The following is a 20148-nucleotide window of genomic DNA, read 5'->3' as shown; positions in this document are numbered from 1 at the left end:
TATCTGCTCACACCGGCCGCAGACTCTCTGTAAATGGGGAATATATGTACTCTTCTTTTTCACCGCAACAATATGTCTATCTATTATAAAGGATGTCCATGAAAAAGTCACGAAGCCATTATGTGACCTTCTCATCATGCCTATTGACACTTAAAATTTTAGATAAAATAACAAATATCTGTCAGAATTTTTTAAAAAAGGATGATTAATTATATGTATAAAACATTATTCCTGCTGAATTTGTTAAATTATTTTAATCAATTTACGCTTTAATTTGTTGAAGTGATTGAGACTTTAGTTTATAAAAATCCCTCTTTATCCCCATTTACGTTTTTAAAAAATATATGAAATTGATATTGCAATAAATTATTCTATTCATTATAATGAATTTGTTCACACGTTTGTGCTAGGCTCTTTACATAGTGAAAATTCAGAAAAAACAAAAGAAATAGAAAGTAAGCTATTAAGGGACTTTTTTACGCTATTTCTTAAATCTGAATCTCATCTTCTATCGAGACCTTTGAACTAAAAACATATTATAAGGGGGAATACAGTTGAAAAAGCGTTGGTCTGTTGTTACTTTAATGCTTATTTTCACACTTGTATTAAGCGCTTGTGGTTTCAGCGGAAACAAATCAGGCGACAGCACGAGCAGTTCTGGAGAGGCTAAAACAACATTAAATGTGAATATCTCCACTGAGCCTTTTTCTCTACATCCGGGATTGGCAAATGATTCAACTTCAGGTAGTGTCATCCGTCAGACTTTTGAAGGATTAACAAGAATTAACGCTGAAGGAAAGCCAGAAAATGCAATGGCTTCTGATATCAAAACAAGTGCTGATGGTAAAACATACACATTCACACTTCGTGATGCAAAATGGTCTAATGGTGACCCTGTTACAGCTAAAGATTTCGAATATGCTTGGAAATGGGCATTAGATCCTAAAAATGAATCTCAATATGCTTACCAGCTTTACTATATTAAAGGTGCTGAAGCAGCGAACAAAGGGAAAGCGAAAGTTGCTGATGTTGGCATTAAAGCTAAAGACGACAAAACGCTTGTAGTTGAGCTAGAGAACCCAACACCGTTCTTTACTGAACTAACTGCATTCTATACGTATATGCCAATCAACAAAAAAGTGGCTGAAAAGAATAAAAACTGGTACACAAATGCTGGTGAAAACTACGTATCTAACGGACCATTCGTTCTTTCTAAATGGAAACATGGCGGTTCTATCACGCTTGAAAAGAACAATGAATACTGGGATAAAGATACTGTGAAATTGAAAAAAATCAACATGTCTATGATCAAAGATACAAACACTGAGCTTAGCATGTTCAAAAAAGGCGAGCTTGACTGGGCTGGTTCTCCAACTGGAAGCCTTCCAACTGAGTCTTTAAAAACATTGAAAAAAGAAGGCGGTCTGAAAATCCAAACGATCGCTGGTATCTATAACTACAAATTCAACACAAAAGTAAAACCTTTAAACAATGCAAATATCCGTAAGGCCCTGACATACTCAATCAACCGTCAAGCGATCGTTGACAAAATTACGCAAGGTGAGCAAGTGCCAGCAATGGCAATCGTTCCTCCAACAATGGAAGGATTCACTGATAACAAAACTGGCTACTTCAAAGATCACGATGTAGCAACTGCTAAAGAGCTTCTTGAAAAAGGTGTGAAAGAATTAGGTTATAAGTCTGTTTCTGATCTTCCAACATTGAAACTTTCTTACAACACTGATGAAGGCCACCAAAAGATTGCACAAGCAATTCAAGAAATGTGGAAAAAAGATTTAGGTGTGAAAGTTGAACTTGATAACTCTGAGTGGAACGTATACATCGACAAAATCCACAGTGGAGACTACCAAATCGGACGTATGGGCTGGTTAGGTGACTTCAACGATCCAGTGAACTTCCTTGAGCTTTACAAAGATAAAGACGGTGGAAACAACGACACTGGATGGGAAAGCAAAGAGTACAAACAATTGTTGAATGATTCTGCTAAAGAAACAGATAAAACAAAGCGTGAAGAAATGCTGAAAAAAGCAGAAGAAATCATCATCAACGATATGCCTGTAGCACCAATTTACTTCTACACTCAGCTTTGGGTACAAGATCCTAAACTAAAAGGTGTAGTTGTATCTGGACTAGGTGATGTTCAATACAAATGGGCACATTTCGAAAAGTAAGAGTCATAGTGTAAGAGATCTACGGCAAGGATCTTAAGGTATATGGAGGATGTCTCTCCATATACCTTTCTTGCTGATTAGAGAAATTGTTGTAAAATCATGGAGGTGCAATTCCGTTGCTTAAATATATCGGTAAGCGATTAATATATATTTTAATCACACTGTTTGTTATTGTAACTGCAACTTTCTTTCTCATGCAGGCAGCACCTGGTGGTCCATTCTCTGGAGAGAAGAAACTTCCTGCTGAAATTGAAGCAAACCTAAACGAGCACTACGGATTGGACAAGCCCTTATTTGTTCAATATGTAAGCTACTTAGGTTCAGTTGCAAAATTAGATTTTGGTCCCTCATTTAAATATAAAGGACAAACCGTAAATGACTTAATCAGTTCTGGATTCCCCGTTTCCTTTACCCTCGGAATTGAGGCAATTCTCCTCGCATTAGCATTTGGTGTATTGTTTGGGGTCCTTGCAGCGCTCTATCATAACAAGTGGCAAGACTATACGATTGCCATTTTAACGATCTTTGGAATCTCAGTTCCAAGTTTCATTTTAGCGGCGCTACTACAATATGTATTTGCATCTGAGGCAAGCATTATAGCGATCTTCCCAGTTGCAGGATGGGAGTCTTGGGCCAGCACCGTACTACCTTCTATTGCACTTTCCTTCATGCCAATGGCATTTATCGCTAGACTTGCACGGTCAAGTATGCTTGAAGTACTAAATAGTGACTATATTAGAACGGCTAGAGCGAAAGGATTAACAAAATCAGCTGTGACGATCAAACACGCCATCCGAAACGCATTGTTGCCTGTTATCACATACATGGGACCAATGGCTGCTTCAGTTTTAACAGGTAGTTTTGTCGTTGAGAAGATATTTGGTATTCCTGGATTAGGCTCTCACTTTGTCACAAGCATTACAAACCGTGATTACACCGTCATCATGGGTGTTACAGTCTTCTACAGTATTATTCTATTAGTCAGTATTCTAGTCGTTGACGTTCTCTACGGTATTATCGATCCTAGAATTAAACTGACGAAGGCGAAGAAAGGGGTCTAACACATGGAAGAGATGAGAAAAGATTTATTTGTGCCTGCGACAGCTGACGCAGCAGAATCTGAAAAAATTTCTAAACCTAGTCTATCTTTATGGAAGGATGCCATGCTTCGCTTCCGTGCCAATAAACTTGCAATGGTTGGACTCACAATCATTTTTATTATTGTGATGCTGGCCATCTTTGTTCCGATTTTTTCTAAATATGATTACTCCACGACTGATTTGCTGAATGCTGACCAGCCGCCTTCAAAAGAGCACTGGTTTGGTACAGATGATTTAGGACGTGACATGTTTGTCCGTACATGGGTCGGGGCAAGAATTTCGATCTTCATCGGTCTTGCTGCAGCGCTCCTTGACGTAATCATCGGTATTATCTGGGGAAGTATTGCTGCATTCAAAGGCGGCCGTACAGATGAAGTGATGATGCGTATTGCAGACGTTTTATGGGCAATTCCAACACTATTAATGGTCATCTTAATGATGGTTGTTCTTCCTAAAGGATTATTAACGATTATCCTCGCCATGACAGTCGTAGGCTGGATTAACATGGCGCGTATTGTTCGGGGACAGGTTTTACAATTAAAGAGTCAAGAATACGTTCTTGCAGCACAAACATTAGGTGCGAAAACATCTAGACTTTTATTTAAACACTTAATTCCAAACTCAATGGGACCAATTCTTGTGACAATGACATTAACGATTCCTTCTGCTATTTTCACAGAGGCGTTCCTAAGCTATCTAGGGCTTGGTGTACCGGCTCCGTTAGCGAGCTGGGGAACAATGGCGTCTGACGGAATTCCAGCCATGACGTACTACCCTTGGAGATTATGGTTCCCAGCCGCATTTATCTGTATTACAATGTTTGGTTTTAACGTGGTTGGAGACGGACTAAGAGACGCTTTAGATCCGAAGTTGCGTAAATAAGGAGTGATTAGGATGGAACGTGAACGTATTCTAGAGGTGAAAGACCTTGCAATCTCATTTAAAACATATGGTGGAGAAGTTCAAGCCATTCGTGGTGTGAACTTCCACTTAAATAAAGGCGAGACACTTGCTATTGTAGGTGAATCTGGCTCTGGTAAAAGTGTGACATCACAAGCGATCATGAGACTAATTCCGATGCCGCCGGGTTATTTCAAGCGCGGACAGATCCTGTTTGATGGCCAGGATATTGTCAAGAAAACCGAGAAACAAATGCAAACCATTCGAGGAAAAGACATCTCAATGATCTTCCAAGATCCGATGACGTCTTTGAATCCAACGATGAAAGTCGGGAAGCAAATTACAGAAGTGCTGTTCAAGCATGAACAAATCTCAAAAGAAGCGGCTGAAAAAAGAGCCATTGAACTATTGGAGCTTGTAGGAATTCCAATGCCTGAAAAAAGAATCAAACAATATCCGCACGAATTTAGTGGCGGGATGAGACAAAGGGTTGTCATCGCCATGGCGCTTGCAGCAGATCCAAAGCTGTTGATTGCTGATGAGCCGACGACTGCACTTGATGTAACAATTCAAGCACAAATTTTAGAATTAATGAAAGAAATTCAGAAAAAGGTTGACACTTCGATTATCTTTATTACGCATGATCTAGGTGTTGTGGCCAACGTCGCTGATCGTGTAGCTGTTATGTATGCAGGACAGATTGTGGAGACAGGGACTGTTGATGAAATTTTCTACAATCCAAAGCATCCGTATACATGGGGACTTTTAGCATCAATGCCGAGTCTTGACACTGATGGTGGAGAAGAAGGAAAGCTGACTGCCATTCCAGGAACACCACCAGATCTGACAAACCCGCCGAAAGGAGATGCATTTGCACTCCGCAGCGATTATGCAATGAAAATTGACTTCGAACAAGAACCGCCAATGTTCAAAGTATCAGATACGCATTATGTGAAATCATGGCTACTTCATCCGAATGCACCTAAAGTTGAACCGCCTGCTTCTGTAAAGGCGAGAATGCGTGAACTAGAAGGTAGCTACGAAAAACCTGTATTAGTAAAAGAGGGTGAATAGCATGGCAGAAAAACTGTTAGAAATCAAAAATTTGAAGCAGCATTTCCATACAGCAAGAGGAACTGTGAAAGCAGTTGATGGGGTTTCATTTGATATTTACAAAGGTGAAACGCTTGGTCTTGTAGGTGAGTCTGGTTGTGGTAAATCCACTACGGGTCGTTCAATCATTAGACTTTATGATGCGACAGATGGTGAAGTTCTTTATAAAGGGGAAAATGTACACGGGAAGAAATCAAGACAAAAAATGCTTGAATTCAACCGTCAAATGCAGATGATCTTCCAAGATCCATATGCTTCACTCAATCCTAGAATGACAGTGCTTGATATCATTGCAGAGGGCATCGACATTCATGGTCTTGCGAAAACAAAACAGGCGCGTAAAGAGCGTGTGTATCAATTACTTGAAACTGTTGGATTGAACAAAGAGCATGCGAACAGATACCCACATGAATTCTCAGGCGGTCAAAGACAGCGTATCGGAATTGCACGTGCATTAGCAGTAGAGCCTGATTTCATCATCGCCGATGAACCAATCTCTGCATTAGACGTGTCGATCCAAGCGCAGGTCGTCAACTTATTGAAAGAGCTTCAAGAGGAAAAAGGTTTAACGTACTTATTCATTGCCCATGACCTGTCCATGGTAAAATACATCAGCGATCGTATCGGCGTGATGTATTTCGGAAAATTGGTTGAGCTGGCACCAGCGAATGAATTATACGAAAACCCGCTTCACCCATACACAAAATCATTATTGTCTGCGATTCCGCTTCCAGATCCTGATTATGAGCGTAACCGTAAACGAATCAAGTATGATCCATCTGTTCACAAAGGAACAAACACCGAGTTCCGTGAAGTGAAGCCAGGTCACTTTGTGAGCTGCACAGAGGAAGAATTCAAAGAGCTTCAGGCGAAACAATCATAAGAAGAGAGAAGCACTGCTAATGCAGTGCTTTTTTTATTTTACAAAAAAACAAGATGATGGTAATTTTTAGTTAAGTACAAGCAGATACCGGAGGAAATCAAATGTCCAATTGGAAAACCTATCGTTATTCATTGCTTCATGTTCTCATTGTATTCATACTATTTTCAACGTCTTTTTTCAGGAAGCCAAACGGAGGCAAGTGGATGCTCTTGTTTATGGCGCTCATTGGGATTGTGTCTTTTTCAGTGGAATATATGCTTAACCGAAAGACAAGGGGGCAGAAGCAAGAAGCACGGCGTGTAAAATATCTTTATTTCATCATGTTGCAAATCACGATGACACTGATCTTGTTTGTCTGTATTCAACTCGTCATGAATCGTTCGTTATAAAACTTTTTTTACGTTAATTGAAAAAAAGTGAAACTACTGAAGACTTTGCTGCGTCTTACTAGTACAGGCGTTTAAATAGCAGGAAATCGGGAATATCTAAGGAAGTGGTTCTTAACTATAGCATAAGGAGCAGATCCATGAATTGGTATGAAAAGCTCAGTGAATACTTCCCGATAGAAGAAATGAAGTCAAAAGAGCATATGGAAGCTTTATTAAAGGAAAGAAGTGATATTTATCATAAGGAGGAAGGACCTCATCATGTGATGATGTACGCCGAATTTGATTCTTTCATCTTTATTGATTATTTATTTGTTTCCAAAGATGCAAGAGGTGAAGGCCTCGGATCAAAGCTGATCCATAAGCTGAAGGAAAAAAAGAAACCGATCTTGCTTGAAGTCGAGCCTGTAGATGAAGATGATGCAGATACTGCAAAACGCCTAAAGTTTTACCAAAGAGAGCACTTTAAGCATGCAAAATCAATCGGTTATAAACGCAGGTCACTTGCAACAAATGAAGTGAACCGCATGGAAATTCTTTATTGGTCGCCTCTTACAAATCATGAGGAAGAGATCATGGAAGCCATGAGGAAGACCTATGAACGAATTCATACGTATAAAGATGAAGAATGGTATGGACAATCGTATGAGGATGTTGATGATGTATTGAAGATCATTGAAAATAGAAAGCAAAAAAATATTTTCGATCATCTCGACTAAATGAGAATGTTCTGACATCAAGCAGCACCACAAAATGAATGAAATTGTCTAGTTTTTGTCACAAAAATTGCAAGAAAATCTGTTCACACTTACTTTTTTATAGTATAATCACTATAAAGATTACTTATTTAGAACAATTTTAATTTAAGAATACAGATCAATATTCATTCTACAAATTGAGGAGTGAAGATTTATGGTAACATTATACACATCACCAAGCTGTACATCATGTAGAAAAGCAAGAGCGTGGTTAGAAGAGCACAATATCCCGTATCAAGAGAGAAATATTTTTTCTGAGCCTCTTTCAATCGATGAAATCAAAGAAATTCTTCGAATGACAGAAGACGGTACAGACGAAATTATCTCAACACGTTCAAAAGTATTCCAAAAACTAAATGTCAATGTTGAGACAATGCCGCTTCAACAATTGTATAAACTAATCAATGAGCATCCAGGTCTTTTACGTCGTCCAATTATCTTGGATGAAAAAAGATTACAAGTTGGGTACAATGAAGATGAAATTAGACGTTTCTTACCAAGAACGGTTCGTACATTCCAACTAAGAGAAGCTCAGCGACTTGCTAACTAATAAAAACACGAAAAGCTGCCGATCATTTGGCAGCTTTTTTTATTTGTTTTCAGCCGTTTGCTCGTAAAAGAGGCTCGCTAATATGACCACTATGACGGTTAAAAACGGAAGCAACAATTCAAGCGTGGCATGCTGCGACATAAATTCAGTCAATTTTACATCACGCACAATCATTTCTCCGCCAGTAAAGGCCAACAGCGCACTTCCTCCGTATAAAAGAAACGGAAATTTGGTCAAAGCTGCATGAATCAGCTTGCTTCCCCAAATAATAATCGGTACAGAAATCATGAGGCCAAAAGCGGTCAGAAGCATGTTGCCTTTTGCCGCACCTGCAACTGCGATGACATTATCAAGTGACATAAAGAGGTCGGCAATCACAATGGTTTGCACCGCACGCCAAAGGGAGCCGCTGCTCTTAATCCGAATCGATTCCTTCTTTTGTTCAATTAACAGATTGTATCCTATATAAAGGAGAAAAAGACCGCCAATAAACTGCAAATAAGGGATAGTCAATAAATAAACGGCGGCACCAGTCATTGTAATTCTCATCAGCACGGCTAAAAGTGTGCCGATCCAAATGGCTTTATTGCGTTTATCATGTGATAAATTTCGACTGGCCATTGCAATGATGAGCGCATTATCTCCGCCTAAAATCAGGTCTATGCCAATAATCATCAGTAAGGATACGATCCACTCTGTTTCCATCCATTTCACCTCATGTCCCAAATAGAGCTCGTACAACCAATATATGAAGACAATTCAAATATATGTTTCTGCAAGTTTTCTCTGCAAAAAATGCGTTTTTATTTCTTTTATTCATGTTTTATCATAAAATAGACAGTACGAAGCAATACCTCAATTCTTTAAACGGTTAACATGTAGACGGAACGGGTAAAGTGTAGTAAAGTACTATTAATTGGGAGCTTGTATGTCCCTTCAACATCTTATATAGAAGGGAAGGTTGGCAAAATGGAAATCGAAAGAATAAATGAACATACAGTAAAATTTTATATTTCCTACGGTGATATTGAAGATCGCGGATTTGACCGTGAAGAGATTTGGTATAATCGTGAGCGCAGTGAAGAGCTGTTTTGGGAAGTAATGGACGAAGTGCACGAAGAAGAAGAATTTGCAGTAGAGGGACCGCTTTGGATTCAAGTACAGGCACTTGACAAAGGTCTTGAAATTGTCGTGACAAAAGCCCAACTTTCTAAAGATGGACAAAAGCTCGAATTGCCGATTCCAGAAGATAAAAAAGATCAAACAGATGAAGAAAGCTTAGACGCACTGCTTGATGATTTTCATAAAGAAGAGCAAGATCAAGAAGACCATAATGAGAAGGACAAAAAACTTCAACTTCAATTCGTGTTGAAAATGGATGATTTTGAAGATTTGATTGCACTTTCTCAATTAAATATGCAGGATTTTACCACAAGTTTATATTCGTTTGAAAACCGTTATTATCTATATGTTGACTTCCACGAGGATTTGTCAGATGAGCAAGTGGAGAATAAGCTCAGCATTTTGCTTGAATATGCTCATGAATCAGTTGTCAGCATCTACAGACTGAAAGAATACGGTCAGCTGATTATCGAAGGGAATGCCCTTGAAACGATTCAACAGCACTTCTCGTAACTAACAAAAAGTCGATTTCTATAGAGGAATCGGCTTTTTTATCTGAATGAATAGGTAAATAAAGAGATCGGCAAGGAGAAAATGAAATGAGAAATTTAGTCAAAGTTCTATTTTTTCTAATCATTACGATAGGTGCTTATTTAATCGTCCAATTGATTGCCGGTGATTTAGCGGTAAGTGTATTAAGTTCAGTCAGTGTTCTATTTACTTTATCGATTATTTTCATCGGATTTGTTATTTTCTTGGAGAACCGGAATCCGTCTCACACGATTACATGGCTTGTCCTGCTGGGCAGCTTTCCGTTATTCGGCTTTTTGTTCTACATTTTCTTTGGACGCAATATCAAAAAGCGCCGGCTGTTTGAAAAGAAAGCGGTATTGGATGAGCAGTTAATCCAGGAAGATGAACGTATTCATAGAGAAGCAATTGAAAAAATGACGCATATGGGTGATCATCAGCAGCTCTTATTTAAGCTGGCCCACAGACTTGGACATACTCCTATTACATATCGCACGTCCTCTAAAGTCTTAACCAATGGTGAAGAAACATTCTCTCATATTTTTGAAGAGATCAAAAAAGCAACACATCACATTCATTTAGAATATTACATTCTCCGCCACGATGACCTTGGCCAAGAATTAAAGGACATTCTAATTGAAAAAGCGAAAAATGGCGTGATTGTCCGCTTTTTATATGACGATGTAGGAAGCTTAAAGCTTTCTCGTCAATATATTGCTGACCTAGAAAAGGCTGGCGTTCAGATCGTTCCATTTTTACCAGTAAGGCTCCCCCTTTTAAATAATAAAATTAACTTCCGAAATCATAGAAAAATTGTTGTTATTGATGGAGAAGTGGGGTTTGTCGGCGGGCTTAATATCGGTGACGAATACATGGGCAGAAGTAGACAATATGGATTCTGGCGTGATACACATCTGATGATTAAGGGCGAAGCTGTTCGTGACCTCCAGCAGATTTTCATGCAGGATTGGTATTATATGACGAATGAAAGATGCTCAGGTGTGGACTATTTCAAAGATTTCAGTCACCTTGAGAGTACAACAGAAGGCGTACAAATGATTGCTGGCGGGCCTGACAAGCAGTGGGAGGTCATTAAAAATCTCTTTTTCTCTATGATCATCTCCGCTAAAAAGTCCATCTGGATCGCTTCACCGTATTTTGTCCCGGATGATGATATTTTGTCCGCATTGAAAATTGCCGCATTGAGCGGAGTAGATGTCCGGATTATTGCTCCAAAGAATCCAGATAAACGGATTGTGTTCCATGCGTCTCGTTCATACTTCCCAGAGCTTCTTGATGCAGGGGCGAAGGTGTACGAGTATGATCAAGGCTTTATGCATAGTAAATTTATTATTGTGGATAATGAACTGGCTTCAATTGGAACGGCAAACATGGATATGAGAAGCTTTCATTTGAACTTTGAAGTGAATGCCTTCCTCTATAAAACGAAAAGCACAGAGAAGCTTGTCAACGATTTCTTAGGTGATTTAGAGCAGTCACATGAAATTGTGTCAGAAGAGTTCGCAAAGAGACCTTTGAGGGTCAGACTGTTTGAATCAACTGCAAGATTATTATCACCACTTTTATAAAGATTGTATTTTCCCTCTTTTCTATAAGGGGGATTTTTTATTTTACGGAAATTATGATCAGTAAAATCATTTTTTGACACGGTGAAAATTCATTTTCCCTTTTCGCTTTCTTATAGACGAACAAGCTATAATACGGGCATCAAAGAGCGAGGGGCGAACTGAATGAATGCAGCAATGATGGATAACGGTAAGCTTATCCGAATTACACATCATCTATCGAAAAGCCGGCTGGAGCATGTAAGAACGACGTGCAAATTTTATTGTCCTGAATGTAGGGAGGAGGTGCAATTAAAGCTAGGGGAGCATCGTGTCTATCATTTTGCGCATAAACAGCTGACAGCATGTTCGTTAGCCTCAGGCGAAACGGCTTATCATCAGGCGGGAAAGGAAGCCATTATGAATTGGCTGAAGCGGCTTGGACATAAACCTGTGCTGGAAAAATATATGTCAAAGGTTCATCAGCGTCCTGATGTGACCGTCACTATAGGAAATGAAACCTATGCAATCGAATTTCAATGTGCTAATATTTCCCGGCAGGAGCTGCGCAGAAGAACAGCAGGTCTCCGTGAAGCAGGTCTCTTTCCAATATGGATGATAGGGGCAAATCGTTTGAAACGAAAATCTGCTCAGCTTTTTTCTTTCTCCTCCATTCATTGGGGAATTTTAAGGGAATCAGAGAAAAGGCGGTTGATTTTTTTCTGCCCGCTTCAAAATAAGTTCATCCATCTTGATCAATTTCTCGTGTTTCAACCAACGAAAATATGTGCGGCAATGACTGTCAGATCACCTTCCGCATACAGCAAAATTCCTGCACTCCTATCTGCGAGCTCAAGCAAGCGTCAAGTAAACCAACAATGGCTTAAATGTATACAGCAATTTAGGCAGCGTCCTCCTCGCATTTTATCAAATGAAAGCAAACGTTTGAGAGATATTTTTTATGAGCATCATCAAACGGCATTCCCTTTTTTGCCGACTGCATTATTTATCCCGGTGCAAGAAGCGTATATCTTTACAAGTCCCGTATATGTTTGGCAAGGTTGCCTCTATGATTGGATGATGAGGAAAAAGGGAAGCAGGCGAGTAACGATTCAACAGCTCATGAAAGAAATCAACCGGTGTGTGCAGATGAAAGAAGTGAAACTCCGATATAGTGATGTGTCAAGAGAAGAAATAAAAGGGGTGGTCACTGCATATGTAAAGGCGATTGTAAGACAAGGGTTTTTACATATGACGAAAGAGGGTAATTATGAAGTATCGTCGAATCAAATGCCAATACAAACACTTGATGAAGTGCTAAAACGAGATGCTTTCTTATTTCATTAGCATGTTTCATGACCACTTTGATCATGATAAGAAAAAGGTGGTGCTGCTATTGAATCGAAAGAAACGCTTTTTTCTCATTTTTTTAGTCTGTTTGGTATTTATTTCTGCATATGATTTGACAAATATAGTTCAAAACAAAGAAGATAAATACAACACCAATTTCTTTCACTTTCCGAAAGGTTGGTTCAACACAACTCATGCAAGGGGGATTCATATGACTTCACAAAACAAAAACAATCATCTACCAGACAGAAGCGAAGTAAAAGAAGAAAACAAATGGCGCCTTGAAGATATTTTTGAAAGCGTCGATGCATGGAACAAGGAATTCGAAGCGGTCAAAAAAGAAATTCCGAAGCTGGCACAATTTAAAGGCAAGCTGGCCCATTCTGCTGATGTCCTGTATGAAGCCCTAACCTTTCAGGATCAACTTTCTGAAAAGCTTGGCAAGCTTTATACATACGCGCACATGAAATACGATGAAGATACAACGAACTCATCCTTTCAGGCGTTAAATGATAAAGCCTCGAATCTATTTACACAGCTGTCTAGTACATCTGCTTATATTGTTCCAGAGATTTTATCAATTCAAGAAGATAAATTGCAGCAATTTATTCTGGAAAAAGAAGAATTAAAACTGTATTCTCATGCTCTCGAAGAAATTAATAAAGAGCGTCCACATATTTTAAGTGAGGAACAAGAAGCTTTATTAGCTGAGGCCTCTGAACCACTTTCATCTGCATCTACTACTTTTAGTATGTTTAACAACGCCGATATTTCGTTCCCTTCTGTAAAGGATGAGAATGGGGAGGAAAAGAAAATTACCCACGGCAACTTTATTACATTTTTAAATAGTGATGATCGTGAAGTGAGAAAGAATGCCTTTAAAGCTGTGTATAAAACGTATGATCAGTATAAGAACACACTTGCTTCTACACTAAGCGGTTCAATTAAAAAGGATAATTTTTATGCAAAAGTACGAAATTACAAATCGGCAAGAGAAGCAGCACTATCACGAAACAGCATCCCAGAAGAAGTGTATGACAATCTAATTGATACAGTTCATCAATATTTACCGTTGTTACACCGCTATATTGAATTACGCAAAAAGGTATTAAAGCTTGATGAAGTGCACAATTACGACTTGTATACACCACTTGTGAAAGATGCTGGCATGAAGCTCACCTACGATGAAGCAAAGGATTATATGCTGAAAGGGTTAGCGCCATTAGGAGAAGAATATGTGTCCGTGTTAAAAGAAGGACTCGAAAATCGCTGGGTAGACGTTTATGAGAATAAAGGGAAACGAAGCGGTGCTTATTCATCAGGAAGCTATGGTACAAATCCATATATCCTCATGAACTGGCAGAATAACATTGATAATTTGTTTACGCTGGCTCATGAATTTGGGCACTCTGTACACAGCTACTACACGAGGAAGCACCAGCCATATCCGTATGGAAACTATAGTATCTTTGTAGCTGAAGTGGCTTCCACTACAAATGAAGCGTTACTAGGCGAATACCTGCTTAATCATTTAGACGATAAAAAACAGCGCTTGTATGTATTAAACCACTTGTTAGAAGGATTTAGAGGAACAGTATTCAGACAAACGATGTTTGCTGAGTTTGAGCATCTTATTCATGTGAAAGCACAAGAAGGAGAGGCTTTAACGCCAGAATTTATGACGAACCTTTATTATGACCTGAACAAGAAGTATTTTGGTGACGGCATGGTGGTTGATAAGGAAATTGGATTAGAGTGGACGAGAATTCCTCATTTCTATTACAACTATTATGTGTATCAATACGCGACAGGCTATAGTGCGGCGCAGGCATTAAGCAAGCAAATCTTACAAGAAGGAAAACCAGCGGTAGAGCGCTATACAGATTTCCTTAAAGCAGGAAGCTCTGATTATCCAATCAATGTGCTGAAAAAAGCTGGTGTTGATATGGCTTCTAAAGAACCAATAGAAGCAGCATGCCAATTGTTTGAAGAAAAACTAAAAGAAATGGAAGAGCTCATCTCTAAAACAGGTGAGTAATGAAAAGACTTCTGTCAGACGTGTGAGTGCCAGCTCATCTTTTGACAGGAGTTTTTTTCTCATAAAAAAGACCTCTTCAGATAGAGAGGCCAATCCTTTTTAATGATCAACCTTTAAAACCTCTAAAGGTCTTACGATGATTCATTCGATAAAGCGTAAAAAGAATCGCAGCAAATAAGAGTGGAGACGTCAAATAAAGAGGAAGCATTTTCATTAAGCCTAATATATTTAAAAAGAAACATAAGCCAATGGCAACAAGTCCAATAGTTGTGCTGCGCATGCAGATCCCCCCATTTTTTTGTTACTTTTACTATATGAAAGTGACAACCCTCTTATGTTTTGTGACAAAAATATGAACATATAGTATATCTGTTGTCATAAGTCGACAAAATTTGATATACTACAGATGTGAAATTAATCACATACAAACATTACCCCTTTGTTTGACCGTGAAAAATTTCTCCCATCCCCTTTGTTGTCGTTAAGACATAGTGAAACCGCGCTTATCCCGGCGCGGTTTCTTCGTGTTTATAAATGGAACAAATGTTCCTTTTTGGAGTAAAGAAAAAACATGGGTCAGCACCCATGTTCATTTTCACAGCGATAGACATCAAGATCTGTATGGTTGTCATTCTCTTTATAGCGCCAAAACATTTCTTGCTGCACTTGTACACGTTCTACCTTTTGAGCGAAAGCCAGCTTCTTCATTTCTCGTTCAACTTCTTCAAGCGTCAGGTCATAAACAACGGCTATCTCTTTTGCGGATGCAAATTGAAAGTATGCAATAAACCATTCAATTGGAGGCCGTTCTGATGGTGTTGGTTTTTCACCAATCATTTCAAAAAGGATTTCCTCGTATATATCATAAGAGTAGGCACCTGAAATTTTTAATCCTTCATCTCCATTTACGGTATTAAAAAAGGCGAAGGTCGGAAGCTCAGATACGTCCATTTCAGCTGCAATTTTCATATCACATTGCAGTGCTTTCACCGCACTTTGAGAATGAATGTCGCGCTGGAATTCCTCGATGTCCAGACCAGCACTTTTTGCATTTTCTATCAGCACCTGCTCACTTGTGACATCTTGCTGATGGCAAAAAAGCGATTCTTGAATGAGACGCAAAAATTTCATTCCGCATTTTCTTCCTTGAAGCTCCGCTGCTTTTAATGCGAGTGAGGCGAGGTAGGGTGATGTCACAATTTGTTCAGACAGCATTTGTTCTTTTTTGGTCTGCGTTTTAGTGGCAAATTTCCCCCATGCTTCAGTCAGTAAATGTTTCTTTCTTTTCCGATTCAATGCATTAATACTAGAACTTGTTACTGTTCGTAAAGTGAAAAAACGGCCATATTTCATTTTCAATTTTTTAATGGATGGCTCTAATAACCAGCAGTCTGGGCTTAGCGGATCAATGAATACATAGATTTCAATCGGCTTTTGAGGATGTCCGTGACAGTGTGAGAAATATTGATCGTGCGAATTGCAGCTCAAGATCGTCCATCCTTTTCAGGTGTTTGGTTGACCATATGACGAGCCGTCAGAGAAAGCCGTTCAAATAAAAAGTCACGAATATCGCCGGTTAGTCCTACTTGATCCATTGCATCCTCCATGCATTCAAGCCATGCGTCCGCCCGCTCCTCAGTAATCGGAAAAGGGAGATGTCTCGCCCGCAGCATTGGGTGGCCATGCTCCTCTGTATAAAGCGGTGGTCCGCCTAAATATTGCGTTAAAAACTGTTTTTGTTTTCTTGCTGTTTCTTTTAAGTCATCCGGGAAAATAGGATGAAGCAAAGGATGACACTTTACATTTTCATAAAAAGTATCAACAAGTTGCGATAGAAGTTCCTCTCCAACCGCTTCGTAAGGTGCGTTAAACGATTGTACCATGTTGACTACTCCTTTTACTCGTAGTTAATAGGATGACTCACCCTATTGCGCATTTCATTTATTTCAAAAGTGATATTCAGTTTGTTCTATTTTATTGTTTCTATTCTTGTACTTATTTTAACAACCTCATCTCAATTCCACAAACAAACAGCTTTGGTCTGCTCGAAATAAAGAGTGGGGCGGGTTCCGTGATCAATTGACCATATCATAACACATTCAGTCAAAAAAGGGGGAAAAGCGACATACAAAAAACCGAAGAGGTTATTCTCTTCGGTTTAAGCGAAATATTGAGCTGTGATTTTCTTTACATAATTTTGTGTTTCTTTAAATGGAGGGATGCCCCCGTATTTATCTACATTTCCTGAACCTGCATTATAGGCAGCTAAGGCGAGTGAGATATTTCCGTTATATTTCTGAAGCATTTGTTTTATATACTTCGTTCCGCCTTCAATGTTTTGGGTAGCATCAAAGGCATTGTTGACGCCAAGTGACTTAGCCGTAGATGGCATGAGCTGCATGAGACCAAGCGCACCTGCATGGCTGACAGCATTCGTGCGATAGCCGGATTCCTGCTTAATGACTGCGTGAATAAGCTTTTCAGGAACGCCATGCTTTTGAGCCATTTGTGACACGATTTGATTAATCTCTTTTGATGATGAGCCACTGGAGACAGCCTTTTGAAGCGGCGGTGTGTAGCTGTTGTTTAAGACATTTCCAATGCCATTCGCTGTATTTAATTGATTGTCATTTGCATATAAAGATTGAGCTTGAAGCTGATCACTGCCGGCAATCGCAGATAAATATGGGTTTGTACGCGCATATTGCGTGTTCGGAGCCGTTGATGGATCCGTGCCCATAAAAGCAGAGATGGAAAGCGGGAGACGTGATAATTCTGATCCGCCTAAAAAATCTTGCAGCAGCGACTGAAATGAAGCTTGGGCATTCGATTCTTGACCCGCAGACATTTGCGTTTGTGCTGGATCTGTTTGTAACGTTTTAAGCGCTTGAAGCTGCATAAAGGATTGAAGTTGATTAACGTTCATCATGTTCCTCCTTCAAGGAATTCATCTATTCTGTGTTTTCATTTTTTCTTCATAAAAACGAACGACTTTGTTTTTCGTGTTTCGTACTGGGATATGAAATTTGCGGAGCAATGTGGAGAAAGCGGCTTGTCCGATTTCCAGGTCGCTCACTTCAAATTCAAGTTCATAGTCCTCTACTGTTAAATATCGGCTGTGATCCAAAACAATTAAGCCTTCTTGGATCATTTTTTCTGCTCTTGACGTTTCAAGTGAACCAAAGTACACAATTTGATCAGTTTGAATGTTCAGGTGGTCTAATCTGTCCGCAACTTCACCTTCTGGCAGCTCAAAATCGTTAAGTTGTGATGGGGGAGCGATCGTTTGGTGGGTTTCAAGCAAGCCTATCTCGTGCGGTTCCTTTAATGTGAGCACCCATTGACCGTTTTTTTCTCTCATTCTTAATGCAGCCAATTGAGATTTTATATCAAATTGAGGTGTATCAAAATAATAGTTGGTTTGTGTGTGGAAATCCGCATCCTTCAATTGAAAATGCTGTTTCAGCTGATCAAATTCTTCTTTCATTAATAATTGTTTTAGTTCTATTTCAATTTCCTGTGCCATTTTGACATCAACCTTTCATTTAGAGGAAATATGATTATTGTACATGAAGTGTGTTCACCATGTAAAAGACTGTTTTATTCTCTTTAATTTCTTTAGGCGTGAACCAAAATGAATGAAGAATCGTGGGAAAGAATCATTTAAAAGAGAAAAACAGGATTTTCTCCAAAAGTTCGGTTTATCAATATTGAACTTGATATGATAAAATAAAGCTGTACTTTGTTGTAAAGGAGATCATGATGCAAAACAGAATTGAAATCACAGAAGCAACTTTAAAAGAAGACAGGCTGATTTTGACAATCCAGTCAGAAGAGCAAATCCAAAAAGCAAAAGCATCAGGACAAATGCTTGTTGATTCTGATCACTTTGCGTTCGTTTACATACTTGAAACCGAGGAGTCCTTTTCGTATCTTATTTTAGGGGAACATACATGGGCTCCATTAAAAGAAGCAATGAATCGTGACATCCCTGTCTATTTGGCATCGGATGAATATTCGCTGGAACTCATTCAGCTTCAACAGGAATTACATTATTTAATCGACAATATTAAAGACAATGCCAATTACGGAGATATGGAAGAGAAAGTGAAAAGCACATTCCTCTGAAATAATTAGGTATATGGAATTGGGGGAAGTTTCATGGACAAAAAACAATGGGATCAATTCCTCGCACCGTATAAACAAGCAGTCGAAGAATTAAAAGTGAAACTAAAAGGCATTCGAAAGCTGTATGAATTCGAGGATGACCATTCACCAGTAGAATTTGTCACAGGCCGAGTGAAACCCGTTGCCAGCATATTAGAAAAGGCAAAGCGTAAAAACATCCCGATGCATGAGATTGAAACGATGCAGGATATTGCTGGGCTTCGCATTATGTGCCAGTTTGTAGAAGATATACAAGTCGTGAAAAAAATGCTCCAGTCACGTAAAGATTTTGTGGTTGTAGATAAACGCGACTATATTGCAGAACATAAAGAAAGCGGATACCGCTCTTACCACCTTGTTGTGTTATATCCGCTGCAAACGATCAACGGAGAGAAGCAGCTCCTTGTCGAAATCCAAATTCGTACGCTTGCGATGAACTTTTGGGCGACCATTGAGCATTCTCTGAATTATAAATATAGCGGGAATATCCCGGAGAAGGTCAAGCTGCGCCTTCAAAGAGCATCTGAGGCAGCATCTCGTCTCGATGAAGAGATGTCCGAAATTAGAGGGGAAATTCAAGAAGCACAAGTGGCATTTTCCCGGAAAAAGAAAAACGACAGCTGAGCCAGTTTGATCAAATATGATGCTGCCCTCTCATAGCAGCAAGGTGAAAAAGGAGAAGAATTCATGAAATTTGCAGTTTCTTCAAAAGGGAATTCTGTATCTGACACGCTCAAAAGTAAAATTCAGACCTACTTATTGGATTTTGGCATGGAACTAAATGAAGAGGAACCGGATCTTGTCATTACGGTTGGTGGAGACGGCACCCTTCTTTATGCCTTTCACCGCTACAGCAACCGTCTGAATGAAACAGCCTTTGTCGGTGTTCATACAGGTCATCTTGGCTTCTATGCTGACTGGGTGCCGAGTGAGATTGAAAAACTCGTCTTAGCCATTGCGAAAACGCCTTATCATATTGTGGAATATCCGATCTTAGAGGTCATTGTCAGATACAACGACGGCGGCAGAGAAGAGAAATATTTAGCAATGAATGAATGTACGATTAAAAGCATGGAAGGGACACTTGTGGCAGATGTTGAAATCAGAGGCCAGCTGTTTGAAACATTCAGAGGTGACGGCCTTTGTTTGTCTACTCCATCAGGCAGTACGGCCTATAATAAGGCACTTGGAGGCGCCATTATTCATCCTTCCATTAGAGCCATTCAGCTGGCAGAAATGGCTTCAATCAACAACAGAGTGTTTCGGACGGTCGGTTCACCGCTTATTTTGCCTGACCACCATACTTGTGTGATTAAGCCGAGGAATGATGTCGATTTTCAGGTGACGATTGATCATTTGACGCTGCTTCATAAAGACGTCAAATCCATTCAATGCCGGGTGGCAGATGAGAATGTCCGTTTTGCTAGATTTAGACCGTTTCCGTTTTGGAAAAGGGTGCAAGATTCCTTTATCGGAAAAGGAGAATAAGAAAG

At 39.4% G+C, this 20148-nt stretch carries 21 protein-coding genes and 1 other annotated feature (1 of these 22 only partly in view); of the genes, 15 read left to right on the top strand and 6 right to left on the bottom strand.

Translation table 11 applies throughout. The annotated features are described in order from the left end of the window. Positions 1 to 72: a binding site (T-box leader), on the bottom strand (it extends 149 nt beyond the left edge of the window). A 482-nt stretch (positions 73 to 554) separates the two neighbouring features. The 8 genes from OIT90_RS15785 (at position 555) to spxA (ending at position 7882) form a co-directional block, all read left to right on the top strand. After that, complete coding sequence (locus tag OIT90_RS15785) at positions 555 to 2192, top strand: peptide ABC transporter substrate-binding protein (protein WP_059374935.1); 1638 nt, start codon at positions 555 to 557, stop codon at positions 2190 to 2192. 116 nt (positions 2193 to 2308) lie between these two features. After that, entirely contained in the window at positions 2309 to 3253 is a 945-nt protein-coding gene (locus tag OIT90_RS15780; RefSeq protein WP_047201795.1) for an ABC transporter permease, read from the top strand. 3 nt (positions 3254 to 3256) lie between these two features. Beyond that, on the top strand, positions 3257 to 4174 hold the full coding sequence (locus OIT90_RS15775; protein ID WP_048238483.1) for an ABC transporter permease: 918 nt from the start codon (positions 3257 to 3259) through the stop codon (positions 4172 to 4174). A gap of 12 nt (positions 4175 to 4186) precedes the next feature. Continuing rightward, complete coding sequence (locus tag OIT90_RS15770; RefSeq protein WP_064498299.1) at positions 4187 to 5266, top strand: ABC transporter ATP-binding protein; 1080 nt, start codon at positions 4187 to 4189, stop codon at positions 5264 to 5266. A gap of 1 nt (position 5267) precedes the next feature. Further along, complete coding sequence (locus OIT90_RS15765; RefSeq protein ID WP_024425041.1) at positions 5268 to 6188, top strand: ABC transporter ATP-binding protein; 921 nt, start codon at positions 5268 to 5270, stop codon at positions 6186 to 6188. Positions 6189 to 6289: 101 nt separating this feature from the next. Continuing rightward, positions 6290 to 6577 (top strand): hypothetical protein, encoded by a 288-nt coding sequence (locus tag OIT90_RS15760; protein WP_144490911.1) that lies wholly within the window; start codon positions 6290 to 6292, stop codon positions 6575 to 6577. Positions 6578 to 6714: 137 nt separating this feature from the next. Further along, positions 6715 to 7293, top strand: a complete 579-nt coding sequence (locus OIT90_RS15755) for a GNAT family N-acetyltransferase (protein ID WP_144490912.1) — start codon at positions 6715 to 6717, stop codon at positions 7291 to 7293. A gap of 193 nt (positions 7294 to 7486) precedes the next feature. Beyond that, positions 7487 to 7882, top strand: a complete 396-nt coding sequence (spxA, locus tag OIT90_RS15750) for a transcriptional regulator SpxA (protein WP_003211421.1) — start codon at positions 7487 to 7489, stop codon at positions 7880 to 7882. A 39-nt stretch (positions 7883 to 7921) separates the two neighbouring features. Here spxA and OIT90_RS15745 read toward each other — a convergent pair whose 3' ends face one another. After that, the gene (locus tag OIT90_RS15745; protein ID WP_058838847.1) at positions 7922 to 8587 is read right to left on the bottom strand and encodes a TerC family protein; all 666 of its coding nucleotides are present in this window, start codon (positions 8585 to 8587) and stop codon (positions 7922 to 7924) included. Positions 8588 to 8851: 264 nt separating this feature from the next. Between OIT90_RS15745 and mecA the strand changes: the two genes are divergently transcribed. The 4 genes from mecA to pepF all read left to right on the top strand — a co-directional run bounded on the left by mecA (position 8852) and on the right by pepF (position 14488). Continuing rightward, positions 8852 to 9517 carry an adaptor protein MecA gene (gene mecA, locus OIT90_RS15740; RefSeq protein WP_024425038.1) on the top strand — a complete coding sequence of 222 codons (666 nt, stop codon included), beginning with the start codon at positions 8852 to 8854 and terminating at the stop codon, positions 9515 to 9517. Between the two features lie 86 nt (positions 9518 to 9603). Further along, positions 9604 to 11124, top strand: a complete 1521-nt coding sequence (gene cls / locus OIT90_RS15735; RefSeq protein WP_144490913.1) for a cardiolipin synthase — start codon at positions 9604 to 9606, stop codon at positions 11122 to 11124. A 162-nt stretch (positions 11125 to 11286) separates the two neighbouring features. After that, positions 11287 to 12447 (top strand): competence protein CoiA, encoded by a 1161-nt coding sequence (locus OIT90_RS15730; RefSeq protein ID WP_474892723.1) that lies wholly within the window; start codon positions 11287 to 11289, stop codon positions 12445 to 12447. Positions 12448 to 12661: 214 nt separating this feature from the next. After that, positions 12662 to 14488, top strand: coding sequence for an oligoendopeptidase F (gene pepF, locus OIT90_RS15725; RefSeq protein ID WP_282960901.1), 1827 nt, complete (start codon positions 12662 to 12664; stop codon positions 14486 to 14488). Positions 14489 to 14594: 106 nt separating this feature from the next. On the opposite strand, the gene OIT90_RS15720 is transcribed toward pepF, so the two are convergent. The 5 genes from OIT90_RS15720 to OIT90_RS15700 all read right to left on the bottom strand — a co-directional run bounded on the left by OIT90_RS15720 (position 14595) and on the right by OIT90_RS15700 (position 18014). After that, entirely contained in the window at positions 14595 to 14768 is a 174-nt protein-coding gene (locus OIT90_RS15720; protein WP_039177829.1) for a hypothetical protein, read from the bottom strand. Positions 14769 to 15064: 296 nt separating this feature from the next. Next, entirely contained in the window at positions 15065 to 15976 is a 912-nt protein-coding gene (locus tag OIT90_RS15715; protein WP_039177830.1) for a ClpXP adapter SpxH family protein, read from the bottom strand. Further along, entirely contained in the window at positions 15973 to 16371 is a 399-nt protein-coding gene (locus OIT90_RS15710; RefSeq protein WP_008355333.1) for a globin domain-containing protein, read from the bottom strand. Before OIT90_RS15710 ends, OIT90_RS15715 begins: the two co-directional genes overlap by 4 nt. Positions 16372 to 16646: 275 nt before the next feature. Then, positions 16647 to 17414 carry a lytic transglycosylase domain-containing protein gene (locus tag OIT90_RS15705; RefSeq protein ID WP_268465348.1) on the bottom strand — a complete coding sequence of 256 codons (768 nt, stop codon included), beginning with the start codon at positions 17412 to 17414 and terminating at the stop codon, positions 16647 to 16649. Between the two features lie 21 nt (positions 17415 to 17435). Beyond that, on the bottom strand, positions 17436 to 18014 hold the full coding sequence (locus OIT90_RS15700) for a CYTH domain-containing protein (protein WP_144490916.1): 579 nt from the start codon (positions 18012 to 18014) through the stop codon (positions 17436 to 17438). Between the two features lie 236 nt (positions 18015 to 18250). On the opposite strand from OIT90_RS15700, the gene OIT90_RS15695 reads away from it, so the two are divergent. From OIT90_RS15695 to OIT90_RS15685, 3 genes are all read left to right on the top strand, one after another. Beyond that, positions 18251 to 18616: a UPF0738 family protein gene (locus tag OIT90_RS15695; protein WP_024425029.1), complete on the top strand. Its 366-nt coding sequence runs from the start codon at positions 18251 to 18253 to the stop codon at positions 18614 to 18616. A gap of 33 nt (positions 18617 to 18649) precedes the next feature. Beyond that, positions 18650 to 19279 (top strand): GTP diphosphokinase, encoded by a 630-nt coding sequence (yjbM, locus tag OIT90_RS15690; protein ID WP_039177834.1) that lies wholly within the window; start codon positions 18650 to 18652, stop codon positions 19277 to 19279. 63 nt (positions 19280 to 19342) lie between these two features. Continuing rightward, a complete protein-coding gene (locus OIT90_RS15685) occupies positions 19343 to 20143 on the top strand; it encodes an NAD kinase (RefSeq protein WP_039177835.1) in 801 nt (266 codons plus the stop codon). Positions 20144 to 20148 lie beyond the last annotated feature (5 nt).

Source organism: Bacillus sp. ABR, assembly GCF_056172715.1.
This window is presented reverse-complemented; position numbering and strand designations above follow the sequence as displayed.

What these genes read in the sequence shown, in the direction of transcription:
- OIT90_RS15765 (WP_024425041.1), top strand. Translation starts at nt 5,268, where the DNA reads ATGGCAGAAAAACTGTTAGAAATCAAAAATTTGAAGCAGCATTTCCAT.
- yjbM (WP_039177834.1), top strand. Translation starts at nt 18,650, where the DNA reads ATGGACAAAAAACAATGGGATCAATTCCTCGCACCGTATAAACAAGCA.
- OIT90_RS15745 (WP_058838847.1), bottom strand. Translation starts at nt 8,587, where the DNA reads ATGGAAACAGAGTGGATCGTATCCTTACTGATGATTATTGGCATAGAC.
- OIT90_RS15700 (WP_144490916.1), bottom strand. Translation starts at nt 18,014, where the DNA reads ATGGCACAGGAAATTGAAATAGAACTAAAACAATTATTAATGAAAGAA.
- cls (WP_144490913.1), top strand. Translation starts at nt 9,604, where the DNA reads ATGAGAAATTTAGTCAAAGTTCTATTTTTTCTAATCATTACGATAGGT.
- OIT90_RS15695 (WP_024425029.1), top strand. Translation starts at nt 18,251, where the DNA reads ATGCAAAACAGAATTGAAATCACAGAAGCAACTTTAAAAGAAGACAGG.
- OIT90_RS15760 (WP_144490911.1), top strand. Translation starts at nt 6,290, where the DNA reads ATGTCCAATTGGAAAACCTATCGTTATTCATTGCTTCATGTTCTCATT.
- spxA (WP_003211421.1), top strand. Translation starts at nt 7,487, where the DNA reads ATGGTAACATTATACACATCACCAAGCTGTACATCATGTAGAAAAGCA.
- OIT90_RS15770 (WP_064498299.1), top strand. Translation starts at nt 4,187, where the DNA reads ATGGAACGTGAACGTATTCTAGAGGTGAAAGACCTTGCAATCTCATTT.
- OIT90_RS15755 (WP_144490912.1), top strand. Translation starts at nt 6,715, where the DNA reads ATGAATTGGTATGAAAAGCTCAGTGAATACTTCCCGATAGAAGAAATG.
- OIT90_RS15775 (WP_048238483.1), top strand. Translation starts at nt 3,257, where the DNA reads ATGGAAGAGATGAGAAAAGATTTATTTGTGCCTGCGACAGCTGACGCA.
- OIT90_RS15710 (WP_008355333.1), bottom strand. Translation starts at nt 16,371, where the DNA reads ATGGTACAATCGTTTAACGCACCTTACGAAGCGGTTGGAGAGGAACTT.
- mecA (WP_024425038.1), top strand. Translation starts at nt 8,852, where the DNA reads ATGGAAATCGAAAGAATAAATGAACATACAGTAAAATTTTATATTTCC.
- OIT90_RS15730 (WP_474892723.1), top strand. Translation starts at nt 11,287, where the DNA reads ATGAATGCAGCAATGATGGATAACGGTAAGCTTATCCGAATTACACAT.
- OIT90_RS15685 (WP_039177835.1), top strand. Translation starts at nt 19,343, where the DNA reads ATGAAATTTGCAGTTTCTTCAAAAGGGAATTCTGTATCTGACACGCTC.
- OIT90_RS15720 (WP_039177829.1), bottom strand. Translation starts at nt 14,768, where the DNA reads ATGCGCAGCACAACTATTGGACTTGTTGCCATTGGCTTATGTTTCTTT.
- pepF (WP_282960901.1), top strand. Translation starts at nt 12,662, where the DNA reads ATGACTTCACAAAACAAAAACAATCATCTACCAGACAGAAGCGAAGTA.
- OIT90_RS15705 (WP_268465348.1), bottom strand. Translation starts at nt 17,414, where the DNA reads ATGAACGTTAATCAACTTCAATCCTTTATGCAGCTTCAAGCGCTTAAA.